Origin of the sequence: Pseudomonas sp. SH10-3B (assembly GCF_019891415.1) — a bacterium.
Lineage (GTDB): Bacteria > Pseudomonadota > Gammaproteobacteria > Pseudomonadales > Pseudomonadaceae > Aquipseudomonas.
This window is the reverse complement of the sequence record NZ_JAFLXD010000040.1, coordinates 13,865-31,526: the sequence shown is the minus strand read 5'-3', so window position 1 is coordinate 31,526 and position 17,662 is coordinate 13,865. Positions and strand designations below refer to the sequence as shown.

Annotated in this window: 17 protein-coding genes; 9 read left to right on the top strand and 8 right to left on the bottom strand. The window is 60.5% G+C overall.

What is annotated here, in order from left to right:
- Window positions 1-65 precede the first annotated feature (65 nt).
- Entirely contained in the window at window positions 66-1,016 is a 951-nt protein-coding gene (locus J1G35_RS23990; protein ID WP_223016185.1) for a LysR family transcriptional regulator, read from the bottom strand.
- 108 nt (window positions 1,017-1,124) lie between these two features.
- On the opposite strand from J1G35_RS23990, the gene J1G35_RS23985 reads away from it, so the two are divergent.
- Window positions 1,125-1,874 (top strand): sulfite exporter TauE/SafE family protein, encoded by a 750-nt coding sequence (locus J1G35_RS23985; RefSeq protein WP_053130675.1) that lies wholly within the window; start codon window positions 1,125-1,127, stop codon window positions 1,872-1,874.
- Here J1G35_RS23985 and J1G35_RS23980 read toward each other — a convergent pair.
- Window positions 1,864-2,745, bottom strand: a complete 882-nt coding sequence (locus J1G35_RS23980) for a LysR substrate-binding domain-containing protein (RefSeq protein WP_053130672.1) — start codon at window positions 2,743-2,745, stop codon at window positions 1,864-1,866. The genes J1G35_RS23985 and J1G35_RS23980 overlap by 11 nt on opposite strands.
- A gap of 70 nt (window positions 2,746-2,815) precedes the next feature.
- Between J1G35_RS23980 and J1G35_RS23975 the strand changes: the two genes are divergently transcribed.
- Together J1G35_RS23975 and J1G35_RS23970 are read left to right on the top strand one after the other, a co-directional pair.
- The gene (locus J1G35_RS23975; RefSeq protein WP_262417395.1) at window positions 2,816-3,022 is read left to right on the top strand and encodes a DUF1127 domain-containing protein; all 207 of its coding nucleotides are present in this window, start codon (window positions 2,816-2,818) and stop codon (window positions 3,020-3,022) included.
- A 45-nt stretch (window positions 3,023-3,067) separates the two neighbouring features.
- Window positions 3,068-4,288, top strand: a complete 1,221-nt coding sequence (locus J1G35_RS23970) for a winged helix-turn-helix domain-containing protein (RefSeq protein WP_223016183.1) — start codon at window positions 3,068-3,070, stop codon at window positions 4,286-4,288.
- A gap of 78 nt (window positions 4,289-4,366) precedes the next feature.
- On the opposite strand, the gene J1G35_RS23965 is transcribed toward J1G35_RS23970, so the two are convergent.
- Window positions 4,367-5,713: a 3-deoxy-7-phosphoheptulonate synthase class II gene (locus J1G35_RS23965; protein WP_053130664.1), complete on the bottom strand. Its 1,347-nt coding sequence runs from the start codon at window positions 5,711-5,713 to the stop codon at window positions 4,367-4,369.
- Window positions 5,714-5,838: 125 nt separating this feature from the next.
- Here J1G35_RS23965 and J1G35_RS23960 point away from each other — a divergent pair, with 125 nt between their 5' ends.
- Window positions 5,839-6,594, top strand: coding sequence for a spermidine synthase (locus J1G35_RS23960; RefSeq protein WP_223016182.1), 756 nt, complete (start codon window positions 5,839-5,841; stop codon window positions 6,592-6,594).
- 17 nt (window positions 6,595-6,611) lie between these two features.
- Here J1G35_RS23960 and J1G35_RS23955 read toward each other — a convergent pair whose 3' ends face one another.
- Window positions 6,612-7,403 (bottom strand): crotonase/enoyl-CoA hydratase family protein, encoded by a 792-nt coding sequence (locus tag J1G35_RS23955; protein WP_223016181.1) that lies wholly within the window; start codon window positions 7,401-7,403, stop codon window positions 6,612-6,614.
- Between the two features lie 411 nt (window positions 7,404-7,814).
- Here J1G35_RS23955 and J1G35_RS23950 point away from each other — a divergent pair, with 411 nt between their 5' ends.
- A complete protein-coding gene (locus tag J1G35_RS23950) occupies window positions 7,815-9,488 on the top strand; it encodes a DEAD/DEAH box helicase (RefSeq protein WP_017136163.1) in 1,674 nt (557 codons plus the stop codon).
- 69 nt (window positions 9,489-9,557) lie between these two features.
- Here J1G35_RS23950 and J1G35_RS23945 read toward each other — a convergent pair whose 3' ends face one another.
- Entirely contained in the window at window positions 9,558-10,325 is a 768-nt protein-coding gene (locus J1G35_RS23945) for a class III extradiol ring-cleavage dioxygenase (RefSeq protein ID WP_223016180.1), read from the bottom strand.
- Between the two features lie 105 nt (window positions 10,326-10,430).
- Between J1G35_RS23945 and J1G35_RS23940 the strand changes: the two genes are divergently transcribed.
- A complete protein-coding gene (locus J1G35_RS23940) occupies window positions 10,431-11,087 on the top strand; it encodes a thiopurine S-methyltransferase (RefSeq protein ID WP_223016179.1) in 657 nt (218 codons plus the stop codon).
- Window positions 11,088-11,141: 54 nt separating this feature from the next.
- On the opposite strand, the gene htpX is transcribed toward J1G35_RS23940, so the two are convergent.
- Both htpX and J1G35_RS23930 read right to left on the bottom strand, forming a co-directional pair.
- Entirely contained in the window at window positions 11,142-12,029 is an 888-nt protein-coding gene (htpX, locus tag J1G35_RS23935) for a protease HtpX (protein ID WP_027607000.1), read from the bottom strand.
- Window positions 12,030-12,332: 303 nt separating this feature from the next.
- A complete protein-coding gene (locus J1G35_RS23930) occupies window positions 12,333-13,544 on the bottom strand; it encodes a pyridoxal phosphate-dependent aminotransferase (RefSeq protein WP_017136168.1) in 1,212 nt (403 codons plus the stop codon).
- A 202-nt stretch (window positions 13,545-13,746) separates the two neighbouring features.
- Between J1G35_RS23930 and msrB the strand changes: the two genes are divergently transcribed.
- The 3 genes from msrB (at window position 13,747) to J1G35_RS23915 (ending at window position 15,331) form a co-directional block, all read left to right on the top strand.
- Window positions 13,747-14,139, top strand: a complete 393-nt coding sequence (gene msrB, locus J1G35_RS23925; RefSeq protein WP_053130652.1) for a peptide-methionine (R)-S-oxide reductase MsrB — start codon at window positions 13,747-13,749, stop codon at window positions 14,137-14,139.
- 218 nt (window positions 14,140-14,357) lie between these two features.
- Window positions 14,358-14,843 carry a glutathione peroxidase gene (locus tag J1G35_RS23920; RefSeq protein WP_053130650.1) on the top strand — a complete coding sequence of 162 codons (486 nt, stop codon included), beginning with the start codon at window positions 14,358-14,360 and terminating at the stop codon, window positions 14,841-14,843.
- Window positions 14,840-15,331 (top strand): MarR family transcriptional regulator, encoded by a 492-nt coding sequence (locus J1G35_RS23915; protein ID WP_223016178.1) that lies wholly within the window; start codon window positions 14,840-14,842, stop codon window positions 15,329-15,331. Before J1G35_RS23920 ends, J1G35_RS23915 begins: the two co-directional genes overlap by 4 nt.
- Here J1G35_RS23915 and J1G35_RS23910 read toward each other — a convergent pair.
- Window positions 15,285-17,594, bottom strand: a complete 2,310-nt coding sequence (locus J1G35_RS23910; RefSeq protein ID WP_223016177.1) for a response regulator — start codon at window positions 17,592-17,594, stop codon at window positions 15,285-15,287. The genes J1G35_RS23915 and J1G35_RS23910 overlap by 47 nt on opposite strands.
- Window positions 17,595-17,662 lie beyond the last annotated feature (68 nt).

Sequence of the window (17,662 nt, the reverse complement as noted above, 5' to 3'; positions counted from 1 at the left end):
AAGCGTGTCTGCCCTGGAATCTAGCGGGCAAATCTTTAATGCGCCAGATAATTCGCTCCAAGCGGTCAGACCAGTCCACTCTGCAGCGCCAGATCCCAGGGTGGCACGGGGCTGAATCGGGACTTGAGGTATTCCAGCAACAAGCGGCTGCGCGCATTGGGTTGCTGTTCCAGGCGCAGTGCGTAGATCCCGGTGGTCTCCGGGCTGGGCAGGCCGTTTTCGCAAAACAGTGGCAACAATTCTCCGCGCACCAGGTACTCACTGGCCAGCCAGGTGGGCAGATGGGCGATTCCCAGCCCTGCGAGAGCGCCCGATAACAACGCTTCAGCGTTGTTGGCACTCATGCGGATGCGCCGCGGGCGATACGTTGCACGTCGCCCGTCCAACTCAAAGCGCCAGGCGAACATCGGCGCCAGACCGTCCCAGTCCAGGCCGTCATGCTCGCTCAACTCACTTGGATGCGCCGGCGTGCCACGGCTTTTCAGGTAGGCCGGGCTGGCGCAGGCGATGCGCACGATACTGGCCAGAGGCGTGGCGATCAGCCGGGTATCGACGATATGCCCGGCACGCAATACCAGGTCGACCTTGCCCAGGTGTGCGCCCTGCATATCGACAAAACTGTCGATCAAGTGCAGGTGTACATCAAGTCCGGGGTAAACGTTGAGGAAGTCGGCGATCACCGGTGCCAGGTGCCGGCGACCGAACGCTGCCGGTGCATCCACACGAATCACTCCCTCCGGCGCATGGCTCAGGGAAACGGCTTCCGCCCGCGCCAGTTGCAACTCGCTGACGATCCTGCGCGCCCGTTCGGCAAAGGCCAGGCCCGCCGGTGTCGGCACCACCGCGTGAGTGCTGCGCTGGAACAGGCGGCTGCCCACGGAGCTTTCCAGGCTGTCGATGCGTCGGGCGACTGCCGAGGGTGTCAGCGGATGGCGACGTGCAGCGGCGGAGAAGCTGCCGGTTTCCAACACATCGAGAAACAGGCTCAGTTGATCGGTCAGTGTATTGGGGTTCATCGGTAAGTGCTTGTGCGAGATTGGCACAGCCATTGTGCGTTGCTGTGCGTTTCCGCGCTAGAGTCGACTGCGTAGCATGCAAGGCCTGAGAACGTGGAGTAGCGAGCGGTGTTGGATTTAGCGATTTACGTGATATTGGGCGCGGCCCTCGGCACGGTGGGTGGCCTGTTTGGGATTGGTGGCGGACTGATTGCGATCCCGGTGCTCGGCGTGTTGTTCGGCCTCGACCAGCAACTCGCCCAAGGCACGGCGCTGGTGATGGTGGTGCCCAACGTGATGCTGGCCCTGTGGCGTTACCACCAGCGCAACCGCATCGAACTGCGCCACGCATTGCCATTGGGGGTCATGGGCTTCAGCTTTGCCTGGCTCGGCTCAATCTGGGCGGTGGGGCTGGACGCAGGCGCCATGCGCATCGGCTTTATTGCGTTCTTGCTGACGCTTTCGGCTTACAACCTGCTGCGCATGTTCACACGCAATGCGCCGCCAACGGCACACATGCGTTACTCCTGGCCCTGGCTTGGCGTGTTGGGCGCGGCGTCCGGTTCCATGGGCGGATTGTTTGGAGTGGGCGGCGCGGTGGTTGCCACCCCGGTGCTCACCAGTCTGTTTGGCACCACCCAGGTCGTCGCCCAAGGTTTGTCGCTGGCCCTGGCGTTGCCCAGCACCGGCGTGACGTTGGTTACCTATGCCTGGCACCACGAGGTGGACTGGATGATCGGCGTGCCGCTCGCCGTCGGCGGCTTGCTCAGTATCAGCTGGGGCGTGAAGGTCGCCCATGCGTTGCCGGAGCGTGTGTTGCGCGGCCTGTTCTGCGGCTTTCTGGTGGTATGTGCGGTAATGCTGACCTTTAAAGTCTGAAGCCTTCAACGATGTATTCGGCCAGGCACTCGGTGATGGGGGAGGTCATTTGCGGGTTACGCAGCAAGTGCAGATTCATCGAGGGCAGCGCTGGGAACCCCTCGTCGCTGCCGAGTACGCGCAAGTCTTCAGTCACCAGGCTTTCCATGCAGATCATGGCAGCCAGGCCGGCACTCACCACTGCCAGGATCGCCGCCACGTTGGTGCTGTGATACGCCAGGCGATAATCCCGCCCGATTGCATCCAGTGCGGCCTGGGTCCACTGCGTGTACATGCAGTCGGGACCGGACACCGCCAGGGGCACGGCATCGTGCTCTTCCACGCAAAAACATGGCGCCGCTGCCCATACCATGCGCTCTGTGCGCAAAAGCTCGCCGATTTCCTTGCCGGGCTCGCGGCTGATAACGGTCAGCGCCAGATCCCGTCGCTGCATCAGCACTCTTGATGACTCGCAGTGCAGCTCGATCTGGATCAGCGGATATGCCTTGGAAAACCGCTTGAGGATCCCGGGAAGGAAACGCATCACGTAGTCGTCCGGCGTACCGATGCGTACCAACCCCACCATATGCGGCTCGCGCAGTGTGTTGAACACCTCGCTGTGGAGCTTCAGGATGCGCCGCGCATAACCCAGCAACACCTGGCCCTCGGGCGTCAGTCGCACCTGCCGGCCATCGCGCTCGAACAGCTTGCGCTGCAACACGTCTTCTTCCAGGCGCTTCATCTGCATGCTCACCGCCGATTGGGTGCGGTTGACCAGTTCTCCGGCGCGGGTAAAACCGCCCTGGTCGGCGATGGCGACGAAGGTGCGCAGCACTTCAGTGTCGATGCTCGGGTAGCCGGACAATTGATCAATCTCCGAGATGTATTGCATAAGAAACATTCGTTGGATTGATCATAAGGCCAGGCACACACTCGCGTCATCCCCACTGGAGGGCGAGAAGATGAAAGGTCAGAAAGGTTATGTGTTGATCGCCAAACAGCCGTTTTCCAGGCTGCTGCAAGTGGTATTGCGTTGGCAGGTGTTGCGCCACGAACGCCAGGTCCTGGCGAGCATGAACGATGATGCGCTCAAGGACATCGGCCTCAGCCGTGCCGACGTGGAGCAGGAGAGCCATCGGCATTTCTGGGAAGATCCGCTGCGAAAATGACTGCGGGTGCAGTAGGGTAGGTCGCGAGCATTCAAGGAGATTCCCATGCCCGTCGACCTGTCTTTTTCACTCAAGCAAGCCCGACGCATGGCGCTGGCGGCCCAGGGATTTTCCGGGCGTCAGGCGCCAGCACAGATTAAAGCCGCACACATCAACCGCGTGATCGAGCGCTTGGGCGTGTTGCAGATTGATTCGGTCAATGCACTGGTGCGCTCTCATTACCTGCCGCTGTTCTCGCGCCTGGGCAATTACTCGCCGTTGATGCTTGAGCAAGCGGCCTGGAGCCAAGGCCGGCGGCGTTCGCTGTTTGAGTATTGGGGGCACGAGGCCTCGCTGCTGCCGATGGCGTTGTACCCGTTGATGCGTTGGCGTATGGAGCGGGCGCAGCAGGGGCGCGGCATTTATTCGCAGATGGCGCGTTTTGGTCGTGAGCAACAGGCCACGATCCAGCGCGTTTTGCAGACCGTCGAGCAGCAGGGCGCGCTGGGTGCGGGCAGTTTGTCGACCCGCGAAGAACGAGCCGGCCCCTGGTGGGACTGGAGCGATGAAAAACATGCGCTTGAGTGGCTGTTCGCCGCTGGCCTGGTGACCGTTGCTGGCAGACGTGGTTTCGAGCGGCTCTATGACTTGCCCGAGCGCGTCATCCCCGGCGACATCCTCCAGCAGGCACCATTGGCCGAGGCCGAGGCCCAGCGTGGCTTGTTGCTGCACAGCGCCACCGCCTTAGGTGTAGGCACCGAAAAAGACCTGCGCGACTACTTCCGCCTTGACCCCGCCGATAGCCGCAGTCGCCTGGCCGAACTGGTTGAGGACGAGCAGTTGCAGGTCTGCCAGGTGCAAGGCTGGAAGCAAGTGGCCTACTGCCTGCCCGAGCCCAAAGTGCCACGCAAGGTGTCGGCCAGCGCACTGCTGTCGCCCTTCGATTCGCTGGTCTGGGAGCGCAGCCGCACCGAGCGACTGTTCGATTTTCGCTACCGGCTGGAGATCTACACCCCACAAGACAAACGGGTGTACGGCTACTACGTGCTGCCGTTTTTGCACAATGAGCGGATCGCTGCACGGATCGACCTGCGGGCCGAACGCGCCAATGGGTGCCTGGCCGTGCATGCGGTGCACGAAGAGGAGCCGGGGCTGGATGAAGAGGGGATGCAGGCGCTGGCGCTGAACCTGCGGCAAATGGCCGACTGGCTGGGGCTTGAACATATCCAGCTCAATTGCCAGCGGCCGAGTGCCGACCGGTTGCGGTTAGCCATGCTGCACCTGTAGGCGGAAGGCGCTTTGGTGGCAAGCCCGCTCGCCACACGGGGCTTTGTTGCCACAGGAAGCCCTATTTCCACACGTCTGCTAGCGTTTGACCTGCTTCAACGTCTCGGCAATCAGGAACGCCAACTCCAGCGACTGATCGGCGTTCATCCTTGGGTCGCAGTGGGTGTGGTAGCGGTCCGACAAGCCATCTTCAGTGATCGGCCGCGCGCCGCCGATGCATTCGGTAACGTTCTGCCCGGTCATCTCGATATGAATCCCGCCGGCATAAGTGCCCTCGGCCTGGTGCACCTGGAAGAACTCCTTGACCTCGCCGAGGATCTGCGCGAAGTCGCGGGTCTTGTAGCCGCTGCTGGCCTTGATGGTGTTGCCGTGCATCGGGTCGGAGCTCCACAACACCTGCTTGCCTTCGCGCTGCACCGCGCGGATCAGGTTGGGCAGGTGGTCGCCGACTTTGCCTGCACCCATGCGCGCGATCAGGTTGAGACGGCCGGGGTCGTTGTCGGGGTTGAGGATGTCGATCAGACGGATCAGGTCGTCCGGGTTCATGCTCGGCCCGACCTTGACGCCGATCGGGTTGTTCACCCCGCGCAGGAATTCGACATGGGCGCCATCCAACTGACGGGTGCGGTCGCCGATCCACAGCATGTGGGCCGAGCAGTCGTAGTAGTCGTTGGTCAGGCTGTCGCGGCGTACGAAGGCTTGTTCGTAGTTGAGCAGCAGCGCTTCGTGGGCGGTGAAAAAGCTGGTCTCGCGCAGTTGCGGCGAGCTGTCCATGCCGCAGGCGCGCATGAAGGCCAGGGTTTCGTCGATGCGGTCGGCCAACTGGCTGTATTTTTCGGCCAGGGCGGAGTTGGCGATAAAGTCCAGGTTCCACTTGTGCACCTGGTGCAGGTCGGCAAAACCGCCCTGGGCGAAGGCGCGCAGCAGGTTGAGGGTGGCGGTGGACTGGTGGTAGGACTGCAGCAGGCGGTCCGGGTCCGGTACGCGGCTTTTTTCGTCGAAGCCGATGCCGTTGACGATATCGCCACGGTAGGCGGGCAGGGTGATGCCATCGATGGTCTCATCGTTGGCCGAGCGCGGCTTGGCGAACTGGCCGGCCATGCGTCCGACTTTCACCACCGGGCAGCCGGCAGCGAAGGTCATCACGATCGCCATCTGCAACAGCACCTTGAAGGTGTCGCGGATTTTTGCCGCGGAGAACTCAGCAAAGCTCTCGGCGCAGTCGCCACCTTGCAGCAGGAACGCGCGCCCCTGGGTCACTTCCGCAAACTGACGGCGCAACTCGCGGGCTTCCCCGGCAAACACCAGCGGCGGATAGCTGGCCAGGCTTTGCTCTACTTGCAGCAAGTGCGCAGCGTCCGGGTACTGGGGTTGTTGCTGGATTGGCAGGGCGCGCCAGCTGTCGGGGCTCCAGGGTTGGCTCATCATGAACTCGATTGGCTGATTGACGGTCGGGCGCCAATGTTATCAGCAATTAGTGCGTGACCTGTTGCCGCCGGTTGGCCGACAATCGCGCCTTTGCCGTGCAGCAAGCCCGTTTAGGAGTTGTGATGACAGAGGAGCGTGTCGAGCGCCTACTGGCCGAAGTCCATGATGATTTCGGCATGATCCGCGTGCTCGAAGTGGCCGATTACCGCTTTCTCGAATTTGGCGACGCCATCGAGCAAAGCTGCGTGTTCACTGCCGACCCGAGCTGGCTGGAGTATGACTATACCCGCGCGATGCTGATCGGCGCGTTGTGCCATGAGCAGCCGGAGAGCGCGCTGTTCCTCGGCCTGGGAGCTGGCACATTGACCCAGGCGTGCCTCAAGTTCCTGCCGCTGGAAGACGTCGAAGCCATCGAGCTGCGTCCCGATGTGCCGCGCCTGGCCATCGAGTACTTGGGGCTGGATGATGATCCGCGCCTGTATATCCGCATCGGTGACGCCTTGGAATTGTTGGAGACTGCTGAATCGGCGGACCTGATTTTCGTAGACCTCTACACCGATGTCGGCCCCGGCGTCGGACACCTGGCGTGGACTTTCCTGGAGAACTGCCAGAAGAAACTCAACCCCGGTGGTTGGCTGGTGATCAACCAGTGGGCCACCGACGATGGCAAGCCCTTGGGCGCGGCGTTGCTGCGTGGTTTGTACCACCGCCATTATTGGGAACTGCCGGTGAAGGAGGGCAATGTGATCCTGCTGGTGCCTTCGGAGCTGGACCAGGAGCTGGATCTGGATGCGCTGTCTACTCGGGCTGAGTCGTTGGCGCCGCGCCTGGGGTATTCGTTGCAGCCGTTGATCAAGGCGATTCGGCCGGCTACGTAGTCGCCTGTACAGGCGACTCAAATGCCCTTGAACACCCCCGGCCGCTTCTCGATCATCGCCCGCACGCCTTCCTTGGCGTCTTCGCTGTTCAGCAATTTATCCACCATCGGCGGCAGCGCGGCAGCCGCAACGGTTTCGCCTTCCATGCGCGCCAGGCGGGCCGACATCAACGTGGCCTGGACGCCAAGCGGCGCCTGGCGCGCAATGCGACTGGCCAGTTCGATGGCGCGGGGCAGCAGGTCTTCACTGGCCATCACCTCCTGCACCAAGCCCAGGCGCAGCGCTTCATGGGCGTCGAACTCATCGCCGGTGAGCAGCCAGCGCATGGCGTTGCCCCAGCCGGCGATCTGATGAAAGCGCAATGTCGCACCACCAAACGGAAAAATCCCACGTTGCACTTCCATCTGCGCAAAGCGGGTATTGCTCGCGCACAGATTGATATCCGCAGCTAGCATCAACTCGATGCCGATGGTCAGGCAGTAGCCCTGGGCCGCGACGATCACCGGTTTACTGACCCTGGGGCCTGCGAAAACGCCCCACGGATCGCAACCTCCCAGCGGCGGTTGCCAGCCTCCCGCCATCACGCCGCTGACATTTGCCAGGTCCAGGCCCGCAGTGAAGTGGTCGCCGTGGGCAAATACTACGGCCACCCGTGCTTCTTCATTTCGATCAAAATCGCCATAAGCCAGGCTCAGCTCATTGAGCAAGTCCAGGTCAAAGGCGTTGCGCTTGGCGACCCGATCCAGGCCCAACAGCAGGACATGGCCCTGCAGTTCACGGCTGACGCGGCTGCTGTTGGCTTGATTCATGGGGTATGCCCTCGGACAGGGGAAAGGTTTCGGACCAATGGGAGGTGAACCGTTTAAGCGTCATGAGCAACAGGGCCGGGCCTTTGAAAAATAGACCCTGGTGCGCTTATCTGCAAAGGCTGTGATGCAGCGCGGTTTATCGGCGCCTGGCGATAAAAAAAGCTCCCTTTTTCAGGTATTTCCGGTATAGTGCGCGCCGGCCTTTAACCGGGCCGCGTTTAGGTAGCGCAATTCCCCGAAGTCAGCTTCGGCTGCATGTCCGCACAGCGGACTCTCCCTTGACGAATCTTTTTCATTCATTCGTTTTCGCAAATCCCCGCCGACAAAGCAGCCAGGGCGACTCTTGAGTCTCAACACGGCATGCGCAGCTTTGGAGCATGGGTCTTTGCGGATGCACTTAGAGGCAGACCCATGACCCAGGAAACCGGCGGCTTCGCCGCTTTTAATCTTAACCCGAACATTCTCGCTGCCGTCATCGCGACCGGCTACGAAGAACCTTCGGCGATTCAGCAGCAATCGATCCCGATCATCATGGCCGGCCAGGACATGATTGGCCAAGCGCAAACCGGTACCGGTAAAACCGCCGCGTTCGCCCTGCCTATCCTGCACTGCATCGATCCTGCCAAGCGCGAACCGCAAGCCCTGATCCTGGCGCCAACTCGTGAGTTGGCGCTGCAAGTAGCAACCGCTTTTGAAACCTACGCCAAGCAAATGCCAGGCGTTACCGTTGTTGCCGTTTACGGCGGCGCACCTATGGGCCCGCAACTGAAAGCCATCCGTAATGGCGCTCAGATCGTTGTTGCCACCCCGGGCCGTCTGTGCGACCACCTGCGTCGCGACGAGAAAGTCCTGTCGACCGTGAACCACCTGGTTCTGGACGAAGCCGACGAAATGTTGAAGCTGGGCTTCATGGATGACCTGGAAGTCATCTTCAAGGCGCTGCCACCGACCCGTCAGACCGTACTGTTCTCGGCCACCCTGCCACAGTCGATCCGTGCCATTGCCGAACGCCACCTGCGCGATCCGCAACACGTGAAGATCCAGACCAAGACTCAGACCGTTACCGCGATCGAACAGGCTCACCTGTTGGTTCACGCTGACCAGAAGACCTCGGCTGTATTGAGCCTGCTGGAAGTCGAAGACTTCGACGCCCTGATCATGTTCGTGCGTACCAAGCAAGCGACCCTGGACCTGGCCAGTGCCCTCGAAGCCAAAGGCTACAAAGCCGCTGCGCTGAACGGTGACATCGCCCAGAACCAACGTGAGCGCGTGATCGACTCCCTCAAGGATGGCCGTCTGGACATCGTTGTGGCGACCGACGTAGCGGCTCGTGGTCTCGACGTTCCGCGTATCACTCACGTGTTCAACGTTGACATGCCTTACGATCCAGAATCCTACGTTCACCGTATCGGCCGTACTGGCCGTGCCGGTCGCGAAGGTCGTGCACTGCTGTTGGTGACTCCACGTGAGCGCCGCATGCTGCAAGTGATCGAGCGTGTAACCGGTCAGAAAGTTGCCGAAGTCCGTCTGCCGGATGCCCAGGCCGTTCTCGATGCCCGCATCAAGAAACTGACCAACAGCTTGTCGCCGCTGGTGGCTGACGCTGAATCGACCCACGGCGACCTGCTGGACCGCCTGACCGCCGATATCGGTTGCACCCCACGTGCCCTGGCTGCAGCCCTGCTGCGCAAGGCTACCAATGGTCAGGCCCTGACCCTGGCAGCGATCGAGAAAGAGCGCCCACTGGTGCCGAACAACGCGCCACGCGGTGATCGTCCAGAGCGTACCGGCGACCGTCCGGACCGTGGTGATCGTGAGCGTCGCGCTCCGGTTCCATTGGCTGAAGGCCGTGCTCGTTGCCGTACAGCGCTGGGTGCGCGTGATGGTATCGCTGCCAAGAACCTGCTGGGCGCTATCCTCAACGAGGGTGGCCTGGCACGTGAAGCCATCGGTCGCATCCAGGTCCGTGACAGCTTCTCCCTGGTGGAGCTGCCGGAAGACGGTCTGGAAAAACTGCTGGCTAAGCTGAAAGACACCCGCGTTGCCGGCAAGCAATTGAAGCTGCGTCGCTACCGCGAAGATTGATCCGCCCTTGGGCTGATTGATCGCACATAAAAAATCCCCGACTGGTTCGGGGATTTTTTTTGTCCGGTGTTAACCGAAGCGGTAGATGTCCATACCCAGCGCGCCCAGGGTGAACCCCTGGTGTGCAACGCTGAAGTCACCCCCTGCGCCGCGCGCAAAGTACAGCGGCAACAAATGTTCATCGCTGGGATGGCTGCGCACGGCGTGTGGCGCCTGGCGACGGTAATCATGTAAGGCCGCCTCGTCATTGGCGGCGAGTGTGTCCACCATCCAGTCACGGAAGTCGCGTGCCCAAGGCTCGATACTCTCAGGTCCGGCCTGCCAGTTCAGCTCGCCCAGGTTATGGGTGATGCTGCCGGAGCCGATCAACAGTACGCCCTGTTCGCGCAAGCTGGCCAAGGCGTGCCCGACGCGGGTTTGCAGGGCAGGGCCCATGCGACTGGGCAAGGAGACTTGCACCACTGGAATGTCCGCTGCCGGGTACATCAGCGAGAGCGGTACCCAGGTGCCATGGTCAAACGGGCGGCGCTCATCGATTCGCGCATTCAAGCCGTCGGCATGAAGCAGGTCGACGATTTGGTTGGCCAATTGCGGGTCGCCCGGCGCCGGGTACTGCACGGCGAACAGCTCGCGGGGGAAACCGCCGAAGTCGTGCCAGGTCTCGGGCGCAGCGCTGCCGCTGACCAGCAGTTCCTGGCTTTCCCAGTGCGCTGACACCACCACAATTGCCTTCGGCCGTGGCAGTTCAGCGGCCAGGCGCTGCAGGGCAGGGCCGCTGGCGCCGGGTTGCAGGGCAAGCATGGGCGATCCGTGGGAGATAAACAGGCTGGGCAACATAAGGAAGGTCCTGAGGTTTAACATGGGCCCATCTTTAATCAGATCATTGATCTAAATCTAATATAAGTTTTAGCGCTTTTTGATCGAATTTTCGGAGGTGATTCCATGGAGCCCACATTTTGGCAGGAACGCTGGGCGCGCAATCAGATCGGCTTTCACTTGCCCGAGGTCAATCCTTACCTGCTGCGGTACTGGCCTTCGCTGACCCTTGCCCAGGGCGCGAAGGTACTGGTGCCGCTGTGTGGCAAAAGCCTGGACCTGATGTGGCTGGCCAGCAACGGCTATCACGTACTCGGTGTTGAACTGTCGGAGCAGGCGGTTGAAGCCTTTTTCAACGAGCAGAACCTGACGCCGCGAATCACTCTGCACGGTGTGTTCAAGGTGTACCAGGCTGATTTGATCGAAGTATGGTGCGGCGATTTTTTCGCCTTGGACGCTGGGGTACTGGCTGATTGCACTGCGCTTTACGACCGTGCCGCCCTGATCGCCTTGCCGCCGCTGATGCGTGCGCAGTACGCCGAGCAGTTGAACAGCCTGTTGCGGCCAGGCTGCCAGGGGCTGTTGATCACCCTGGACTACGACCAGACGCAAAAAGCCGGCCCGCCCTTTGCGGTGACGGATGATGAGGTGAAGGTGCTGCTGGGGTTCCACTGGAACCTGGAGGTGCTCGACACTCAAGATATTCTGGGTGAGAGTTGGAAGTTCGTGCAGGACGGTGTCACGCGCCTGGAAGAGTGCGTTTATCGGCTCACCAAGATATAAAATCCGGGCACAAAAAAAGGGGCGATCCAATCGCCCCTTTTTCATTGCCGGGTATCAGCCCCGACGACGCAGTGCGTCGATACGCTCTTCCAGCGGCGGGTGGCTCATGAACATGCGAGCCAGGCCCTGCTTGACGCCGCCGTTGATGCCAAAAGCGGTCAGGCTGTCGGGCATATGCACCGGCAGGCCCTGTTCGGAGCGCAAGCGCTGCAGCGCACTGATCATTGCACTGGTGCCTGCCAAGCGTGCGCCGGCTTCGTCTGCGCGGAACTCTCGTTTGCGCGAGAACCACATCACAATCGCGCTGGCCAGGAAGCCCAGTACCACTTCGGCAAAGATGGTCGCTACAAAGTAGGCGATACCGCGGCCGCCTTCGTTCTTGAAGATCACCTTGTCGACAAAGTTGCCGATGATCCGCGCAAAGAACATCACGAAGGTGTTAACCACGCCTTGCACCAGCGCCAGGGTAATCATGTCGCCGTTGGCTACGTGACCAATTTCGTGGGCGAGTACCGCCTTCACTTCATCGGGTGAAAAACGTTCGAGTAGCCCTTGGCTGACCGCTACGAGGGCGTCGTTCTTGTTCCAGCCCGTTGCAAAGGCATTGGCCTCGTAAGCAGGGAAAATCCCGACTTCGGGCATTTTAATACCTGCTTCTTGAGACAACTGCTCCACGGTTTGCATCAGCCATTGTTCATGGCGAGTGCGTGGTTGAGTGATGATCTGGGTGCTGGTGCTCATCTTCGCCATCCACTTGGAGATGAACAGCGAGAACAGCGAACCGGCAAAACCAAAGACCGCACAGAAAATCAGCAGCTGATTGAGGTTCAGATCAACCCCGTTGGCCGCCATGAACCCGTTGAAGCCGAAAAGGCTCAGGGTGATGCTGGCAATCAGCACGACCGCCAGGTTGGTGGCCAAGAACAGCAGGATGCGCATCATGGTTGTAGAATTCTCCTCATGCTTAATATGTCGCGTACTGCGGGGTATATAAGGTGCGGCTTGGGGTGATTCAACCGAGCGACTATTTCAAACTGTGTCCTACAGCTTGAATGTAGAGCCTTGAAGGGATTTTCCGATGACGAATGTCATCCGTTAAAAGCCACTTTTTGCCTTGCGGCCCCGTAACCACAGGGGCTTGTGGGTGTAGAAACGCAAGTGCAGTGCGGGGAAAGTGGATAGTCAGAGAAGTGTTGCCAGATAATCGCTGTACGACCGAATGTCGGTCGTACAGCGCCATGGCTGTTACTGGCGATAGGACTTGAGGAAGTTGCCGATACGGCCAATGGCCATGTCCAGGTCATCCACGCGCGGCAAGGTCACCACGCGAAAATGATCCGGCCACGGCCAGTTGAACGCCGTGCCCTGGACCACCAGCAGCTTTTCCGACAGCAGCAGGTCGAGCACGAACTTCTCGTCATTGAGGATCGGGCAGACTTTCGGGTCGATCCGTGGGAAGGCGTACAACGCGCCCATGGGCTTCACGCAGCTCACGCCCGGGATTGCATTGAGCAGCTCCCAGGTACGGTTGCGCTGTTCCAGCAGGCGGCCCTGGGGCAGGACCAGGTCATTGATGCTCTGGTAGCCGCCGAGGGCGGTCTGGATCGCATGTTGGCTTGGCACGTTGGCACACAGGCGCATGTTGGCCAGCATGTCGATGCCTTCGATGTAGCTCTGGGCGTTGTGCTTGGGGCCGGAAATGGCGATCCAGCCGGAGCGGAAGCCCGCCACGCGGTAGGACTTGGACAGGCCGTTGAAGGTCAGGCACAGCAGGTCGGGCGCCAGGGACCCGGTGCAGATATGGACTGCATCGTCATAGAGGATCTTGTCGTAGATCTCATCCGAGAACACCACCAGGTTGTGCTGACGTGCCAGCTCGAGCATGCCCAGCAGCACTTCCTTGGAATACACGGCGCCAGTGGGGTTGTTTGGGTTGATGATCACCAGGGCCTTGGTGTTCGGTGTGATCTTGGCCTTGATGTCGGCCAGGTCGGGGAACCAGTCGGCACCTTCGTCACACAGGTAGTGCACCGGATGGCCGCCGGCCAGGGTCACGGCAGCGGTCCACAGTGGGTAGTCCGGCGCCGGCACCAGCACTTCGTCGCCGTTGTTGAGCAGGGCCTGCATGGACATCACGATCAACTCGGACACACCATTGCCCAGGTAGATGTCTTCGATGCCGACACCTTCGACCTGCTTCTGCTGGTAGTACTGCATCACCGCCTTGCGCGCGCTGAACAGACCCTTGGAGTCGCTGTAGCCCTGGGCGGTGGGCAGGTTGCGGATCACATCCTGGAGGATTTCGTCCGGCGCTTCGAAACCAAAGGGCGCCGGGTTGCCAATGTTCAGCTTGAGGATGCGATGGCCTTCCTCTTCCAGGCGTTTGGCGTGCTTAAGCACCGGGCCGCGAATGTCGTAGCAGACGTTGGCGAGCTTGTTCGATTTGCTGACCTGCATGGCGATGTGATCCTGAAAATGAACGATCCAGACGGCGTGGGCACTACCGTACTGTGAATCCTGCGAGGCCCGCACCCATAAATACGTTTGAATGCCGATAGCGCGGGTGCCAGACTGGCGTTTTGAAGAGGCGCAATCATACGTGCCGCCTGATCCATGGAAAAGACACAGATCAGGCTTTTTAAGTTGCCGAGGTGTACCGATGGAAAAGTTGCAGAAAAGCGTTGAAGAATGGAAGGCAATGCTCGATCCAGAACAGTACAACGTGTGCCGCCTCAAGGGCACCGAGCGGCCTTTCAGCGGTAAGTACAATGAGACCAAGACCGAGGGCGTGTATCACTGCATCTGCTGCAATGAGCCGCTGTTCGATTCGACCACCAAGTTTGATTCCGGCTGTGGCTGGCCAAGCTTCTACGCGCCGATCGCCGACAGCGCAATGATCGAGATCCGTGACGTCAGCCACGGCATGATTCGCACCGAAGTCACCTGCGCCAAGTGCGATGCGCACCTGGGCCACGTGTTCCCGGACGGCCCGCCGCCCACTGGCCTGCGCTACTGCATCAACTCGGTGTGCCTGGACCTTGTTCCTCGTTAACTCGACTGACGGCGGGCCCCTGTAGGAACGAGCTTGCTCGCGAAAGTCGTCAACGATTACGCGTGCATTCTGGTTCAGCGCGGTGTCCTTGAGTTTTTTGCGAGCAAGCTCGCTCCTACAGAGTGTTGATGGGATGCCATCAGTCCGGTCAATTAAATTGCACACAATTGAATTGCCTACTATGTTTCACCTTCTTCCCCCTTTATCGAGGCACTGCCATGAGCAACAACCTGCTGAGCATCCCTTGCACCACCATCAAGGGTGAGCAAAAGACCTTGGCCGATTTCGCCGGCAAGGCCGTGCTGGTGGTCAACACCGCCAGCAAATGCGGCTTCACCCCGCAATACAAGGGCCTGGAGCAACTCTGGCAGCAGTACAAGGACCAGGGCCTGGTGGTGCTGGGCTTTCCCTGCAATCAGTTCGGCAAGCAAGAGCCCGGCGACGAGGGGGCGATTTCCCAATTCTGCGAGCTGAATTTCGGTGTCAGCTTTCCGTTGTTCAAAAAGATCGACGTCAATGGCAGCGATGCCCATCCACTGTTCGTGCAACTGAAAAAACAGGCGCCGGGCCTGCTGGGGTCCAAGGGCATCAAGTGGAACTTCACCAAGTTCCTCATCGGTCACGATGGCCAAGTGGTTAAACGCTTTGGTCCTACCACCAAGCCGCAGGACTTGACCCAAGAGATCGAAGCCTTGCTCAAATGACCGACCTGCCCACCGTGTCACTGGCCCTGGACAACCAGCTGTGTTTCAAGCTCTACGCGGCGTCGCGCGCTGTCACCCGCGCCTATAAGCCGATGCTCGATCAGTTGGGGCTGACTTACCCGCAATACGTGGTAATGCTGGTGTTGTGGGAGTGGCACGACACGCCTGCGCTACAGCCGACGGTCAAGGCCCTGGGTGAGCGCCTGATGCTCGACTCGGGCACGCTGACGCCGCTGCTCAAGCGCCTTGAGCAGCTTGAGTTAGTGACGCGTCGGCGCAGTGCCAGGGATGAGCGTGAAGTGCACCTGAGCCTGAGCGAGGCCGGTGTGCAACTGCGGGACCAGGCCCATGGCCTGAAGACGCGCTTGTTGTGTGATCGCGGCATCGACCTGAATCAGGCCGATGCCTTGCGCGATGGCCTCGACCAGTTGCTTGCGCAGCTTAAAGACTTGTCGTCCCAGGCACCCACAGGTCCAGCAGCGCATTGAGTTCTTCGCGGCGGAACGGCTTGGCCAGATAGTCATTCATCCCCGCCGCACGGCAGCGCTCGCGTTCTTCGGACAGGGCGTTGGCGGTCAACGCGACAATCGGCAGGTCCGGCCAGCGCCCGCTGCGACGAATCTGCCGGCTGGCCTCATAGCCATCCATCACCGGCATATTGCAGTCCATCAGCACCATATCGAAGCGTTGTTCTTCAAGAAACTTGAGGGCTTCGCCACCGTGGGCGGCCACGATCACTTCGCAGCCCAGCTTGCTGAGCATGCCCTTGGCCACCAGTTGATTGACCGGATTGTCCTCCACCAGCAGGATGCGCGCCCGATGTGCGAGCGGCGCGGCATCCACTTGGACGGGGTCAAGCACCAGGTGCGCATCGGTGCGCAAGTTGCGTTGCAGGATCTGGTACAGCGCGTTGCGGCTCAACGGGCGCGCTTGCTGGTGCAACGGCGCCAGTGCCGCCACTTCTTCGCTGGGCATGAAATTGCCATAGGCGGTCACCAGCAGGATGGGCGCGGTAATCCCCGGCCGTATGCGGAACAGGCATTCCGGGCAGTCGGTAATCAGCAGGTCAGGCGTGTACCCGCTCAAATCGTCATCCATTGTGAAACAGCGCGGGGCCAGCCCCCAACTGGGCAGCAGGGTCGTGAGCAGCTCTGTCAGGCCGCCGCCGACGTTGGTGATGGCAATGACCTCGCCCTTGAGGGGCGGCGGCTGCACAGCGGGCAAATGGGTGGGCAGTGGCAGGTCTGCGCAGAACTGGCTGCCAAAGCCCACTTCCGAGCTGATACTCAAGCGCCCCTTCATCGCTTCGCACAGGTTGTGCGTCAGCGCCAGGCCCAGGCCCGTCCCGCCAAACTGGCGAGTGATACCGGCGCCGGCCTGGGTGAACGGTTGGAAAATTCTCACTTGGGCTTCCTGCGCAATGCCGATGCCGGTGTCGCAGACTTCAATGCGCACCCCGCCGTCGTGGGTACGCAGGCGCACATCCACCCGACCAAAGCGTGTGAACTTCAAGGCGTTGGAGAGTAGGTTACTGACAATCTGCCGCACACGGGTCGGATCACCCAGTACCTGGGCCGGGAACTGCGGGTCGATCAGGCAGCTCAGTTCCACGCTCGGTGCGGCGTTCTGCGACAACAGGTTGGCGGTGTCTTCCACCAACGCGCCCAGGTCGAAGGGGATGCGCTCCAGCTCCAACTGGCCCGCGTCGAACTTGGACAGGTCGAGAATATCGTTGAGCAATTCCACCAGCACTTTGCCGGAATCATGGGCGATAGACAGTTGCTGGCGCTGCTCGGCGTTCAACGGGCTGTCCAGCGACAGTGCGATCATGCCCAGCAGGCCATTGAGCGGGGTGCGGATTTCGTGGCTCATGTTCGCCAGGAAGGCCGCCCGTGCCTGGGCCATGCCCAATGCATTTATCTTCGCTGCTTCCAGTTCATCGTTGGACTGGGTCAGTCGCTGGTTGCTGGCCTTGAGCTCAAGGGTGCGCGCGGAAACGATGTGTTCCAGTTGCCCCAGGTATTCAGTCAGCCGGTCTTCGGCGTGGCGACGCTGCTGGATCTCGGTTTCCATGTTTTCGAATTGCTGGTTGGCGACGGTCACCAATACGCCGATTTCATCGTGCTCATGCCCTGGCGGACAGTCCAGGCGTGCCTGCTTGCGTGTGCTCAGCTCGCGAATAATGCGCACCAGTGGTTGGGTCAGCATCACGTAGAACAGGCCCAGCAAAATCCCGGTCAGCAGCAGGCTGCGGGCGAACCCGTTGAGCAGGGTGATCTCGGCGCGGCGCAGGAACCGGCTACCGAAGGCGTAGGTATCGACGTCCAGGCGCAGTACGCCAAGTGACTCGTTGGGCATGTGGCTCAGGAACAGTTGGTCTTCGAACTGGCGGTTGGCGCCAAACATGAAGTCACTGATAGGCCGGTACGTGCTTTCCTTGCGTGGCCGGTCGACATCGGCCAGCACCACACCGTTGTTGTCGATCAACTGCGCGCGAATGATGGCGGGGGAGTGCAGCAGGCCCAGGGTCAGTTCCTGGGCCAGTTCGGCATCGATGTTGTAGGCGATACGTGACGCGGGGTTATGGCTGATTTCGATCAGCGAACGTATTTCACGGTTGATGGATGCGTCTTCGCTGGCATAATCAATGCCGATTTGGATCAGGCTGAGTAAGGTTCCCAAGACGAAACCGACCAGCACAGTCAATCTGGCTTGTTTATAAGACAAGCGGTGGGCGAACTTGATATCCATCGAGTGTTGAACCACTTCACGTTTCCCTTCGCCCGGCAAGCATAGCTGAACATCCACAGGCTCAGGCT

Coding starts and splice junctions, on each gene's coding strand:
- J1G35_RS23990 (WP_223016185.1), bottom strand. CDS start 1,016: ATGAACCCCAATACACTGACCGATCAACTGAGCCTGTTTCTCGATGTG.
- J1G35_RS23980 (WP_053130672.1), bottom strand. CDS start 2,745: ATGCAATACATCTCGGAGATTGATCAATTGTCCGGCTACCCGAGCATC.
- J1G35_RS23975 (WP_262417395.1), top strand. CDS start 2,816: ATGAAAGGTCAGAAAGGTTATGTGTTGATCGCCAAACAGCCGTTTTCC.
- J1G35_RS23970 (WP_223016183.1), top strand. CDS start 3,068: ATGCCCGTCGACCTGTCTTTTTCACTCAAGCAAGCCCGACGCATGGCG.
- J1G35_RS23965 (WP_053130664.1), bottom strand. CDS start 5,713: ATGAGCCAACCCTGGAGCCCCGACAGCTGGCGCGCCCTGCCAATCCAG.
- J1G35_RS23960 (WP_223016182.1), top strand. CDS start 5,839: ATGACAGAGGAGCGTGTCGAGCGCCTACTGGCCGAAGTCCATGATGAT.
- J1G35_RS23955 (WP_223016181.1), bottom strand. CDS start 7,403: ATGAATCAAGCCAACAGCAGCCGCGTCAGCCGTGAACTGCAGGGCCAT.
- J1G35_RS23950 (WP_017136163.1), top strand. CDS start 7,815: ATGACCCAGGAAACCGGCGGCTTCGCCGCTTTTAATCTTAACCCGAAC.
- J1G35_RS23945 (WP_223016180.1), bottom strand. CDS start 10,325: ATGTTGCCCAGCCTGTTTATCTCCCACGGATCGCCCATGCTTGCCCTG.
- J1G35_RS23940 (WP_223016179.1), top strand. CDS start 10,431: ATGGAGCCCACATTTTGGCAGGAACGCTGGGCGCGCAATCAGATCGGC.
- htpX (WP_027607000.1), bottom strand. CDS start 12,029: ATGATGCGCATCCTGCTGTTCTTGGCCACCAACCTGGCGGTCGTGCTG.
- J1G35_RS23930 (WP_017136168.1), bottom strand. CDS start 13,544: ATGCAGGTCAGCAAATCGAACAAGCTCGCCAACGTCTGCTACGACATT.
- msrB (WP_053130652.1), top strand. CDS start 13,747: ATGGAAAAGTTGCAGAAAAGCGTTGAAGAATGGAAGGCAATGCTCGAT.
- J1G35_RS23920 (WP_053130650.1), top strand. CDS start 14,358: ATGAGCAACAACCTGCTGAGCATCCCTTGCACCACCATCAAGGGTGAG.
- J1G35_RS23915 (WP_223016178.1), top strand. CDS start 14,840: ATGACCGACCTGCCCACCGTGTCACTGGCCCTGGACAACCAGCTGTGT.
- J1G35_RS23910 (WP_223016177.1), bottom strand. CDS start 17,594: ATGGATATCAAGTTCGCCCACCGCTTGTCTTATAAACAAGCCAGATTG.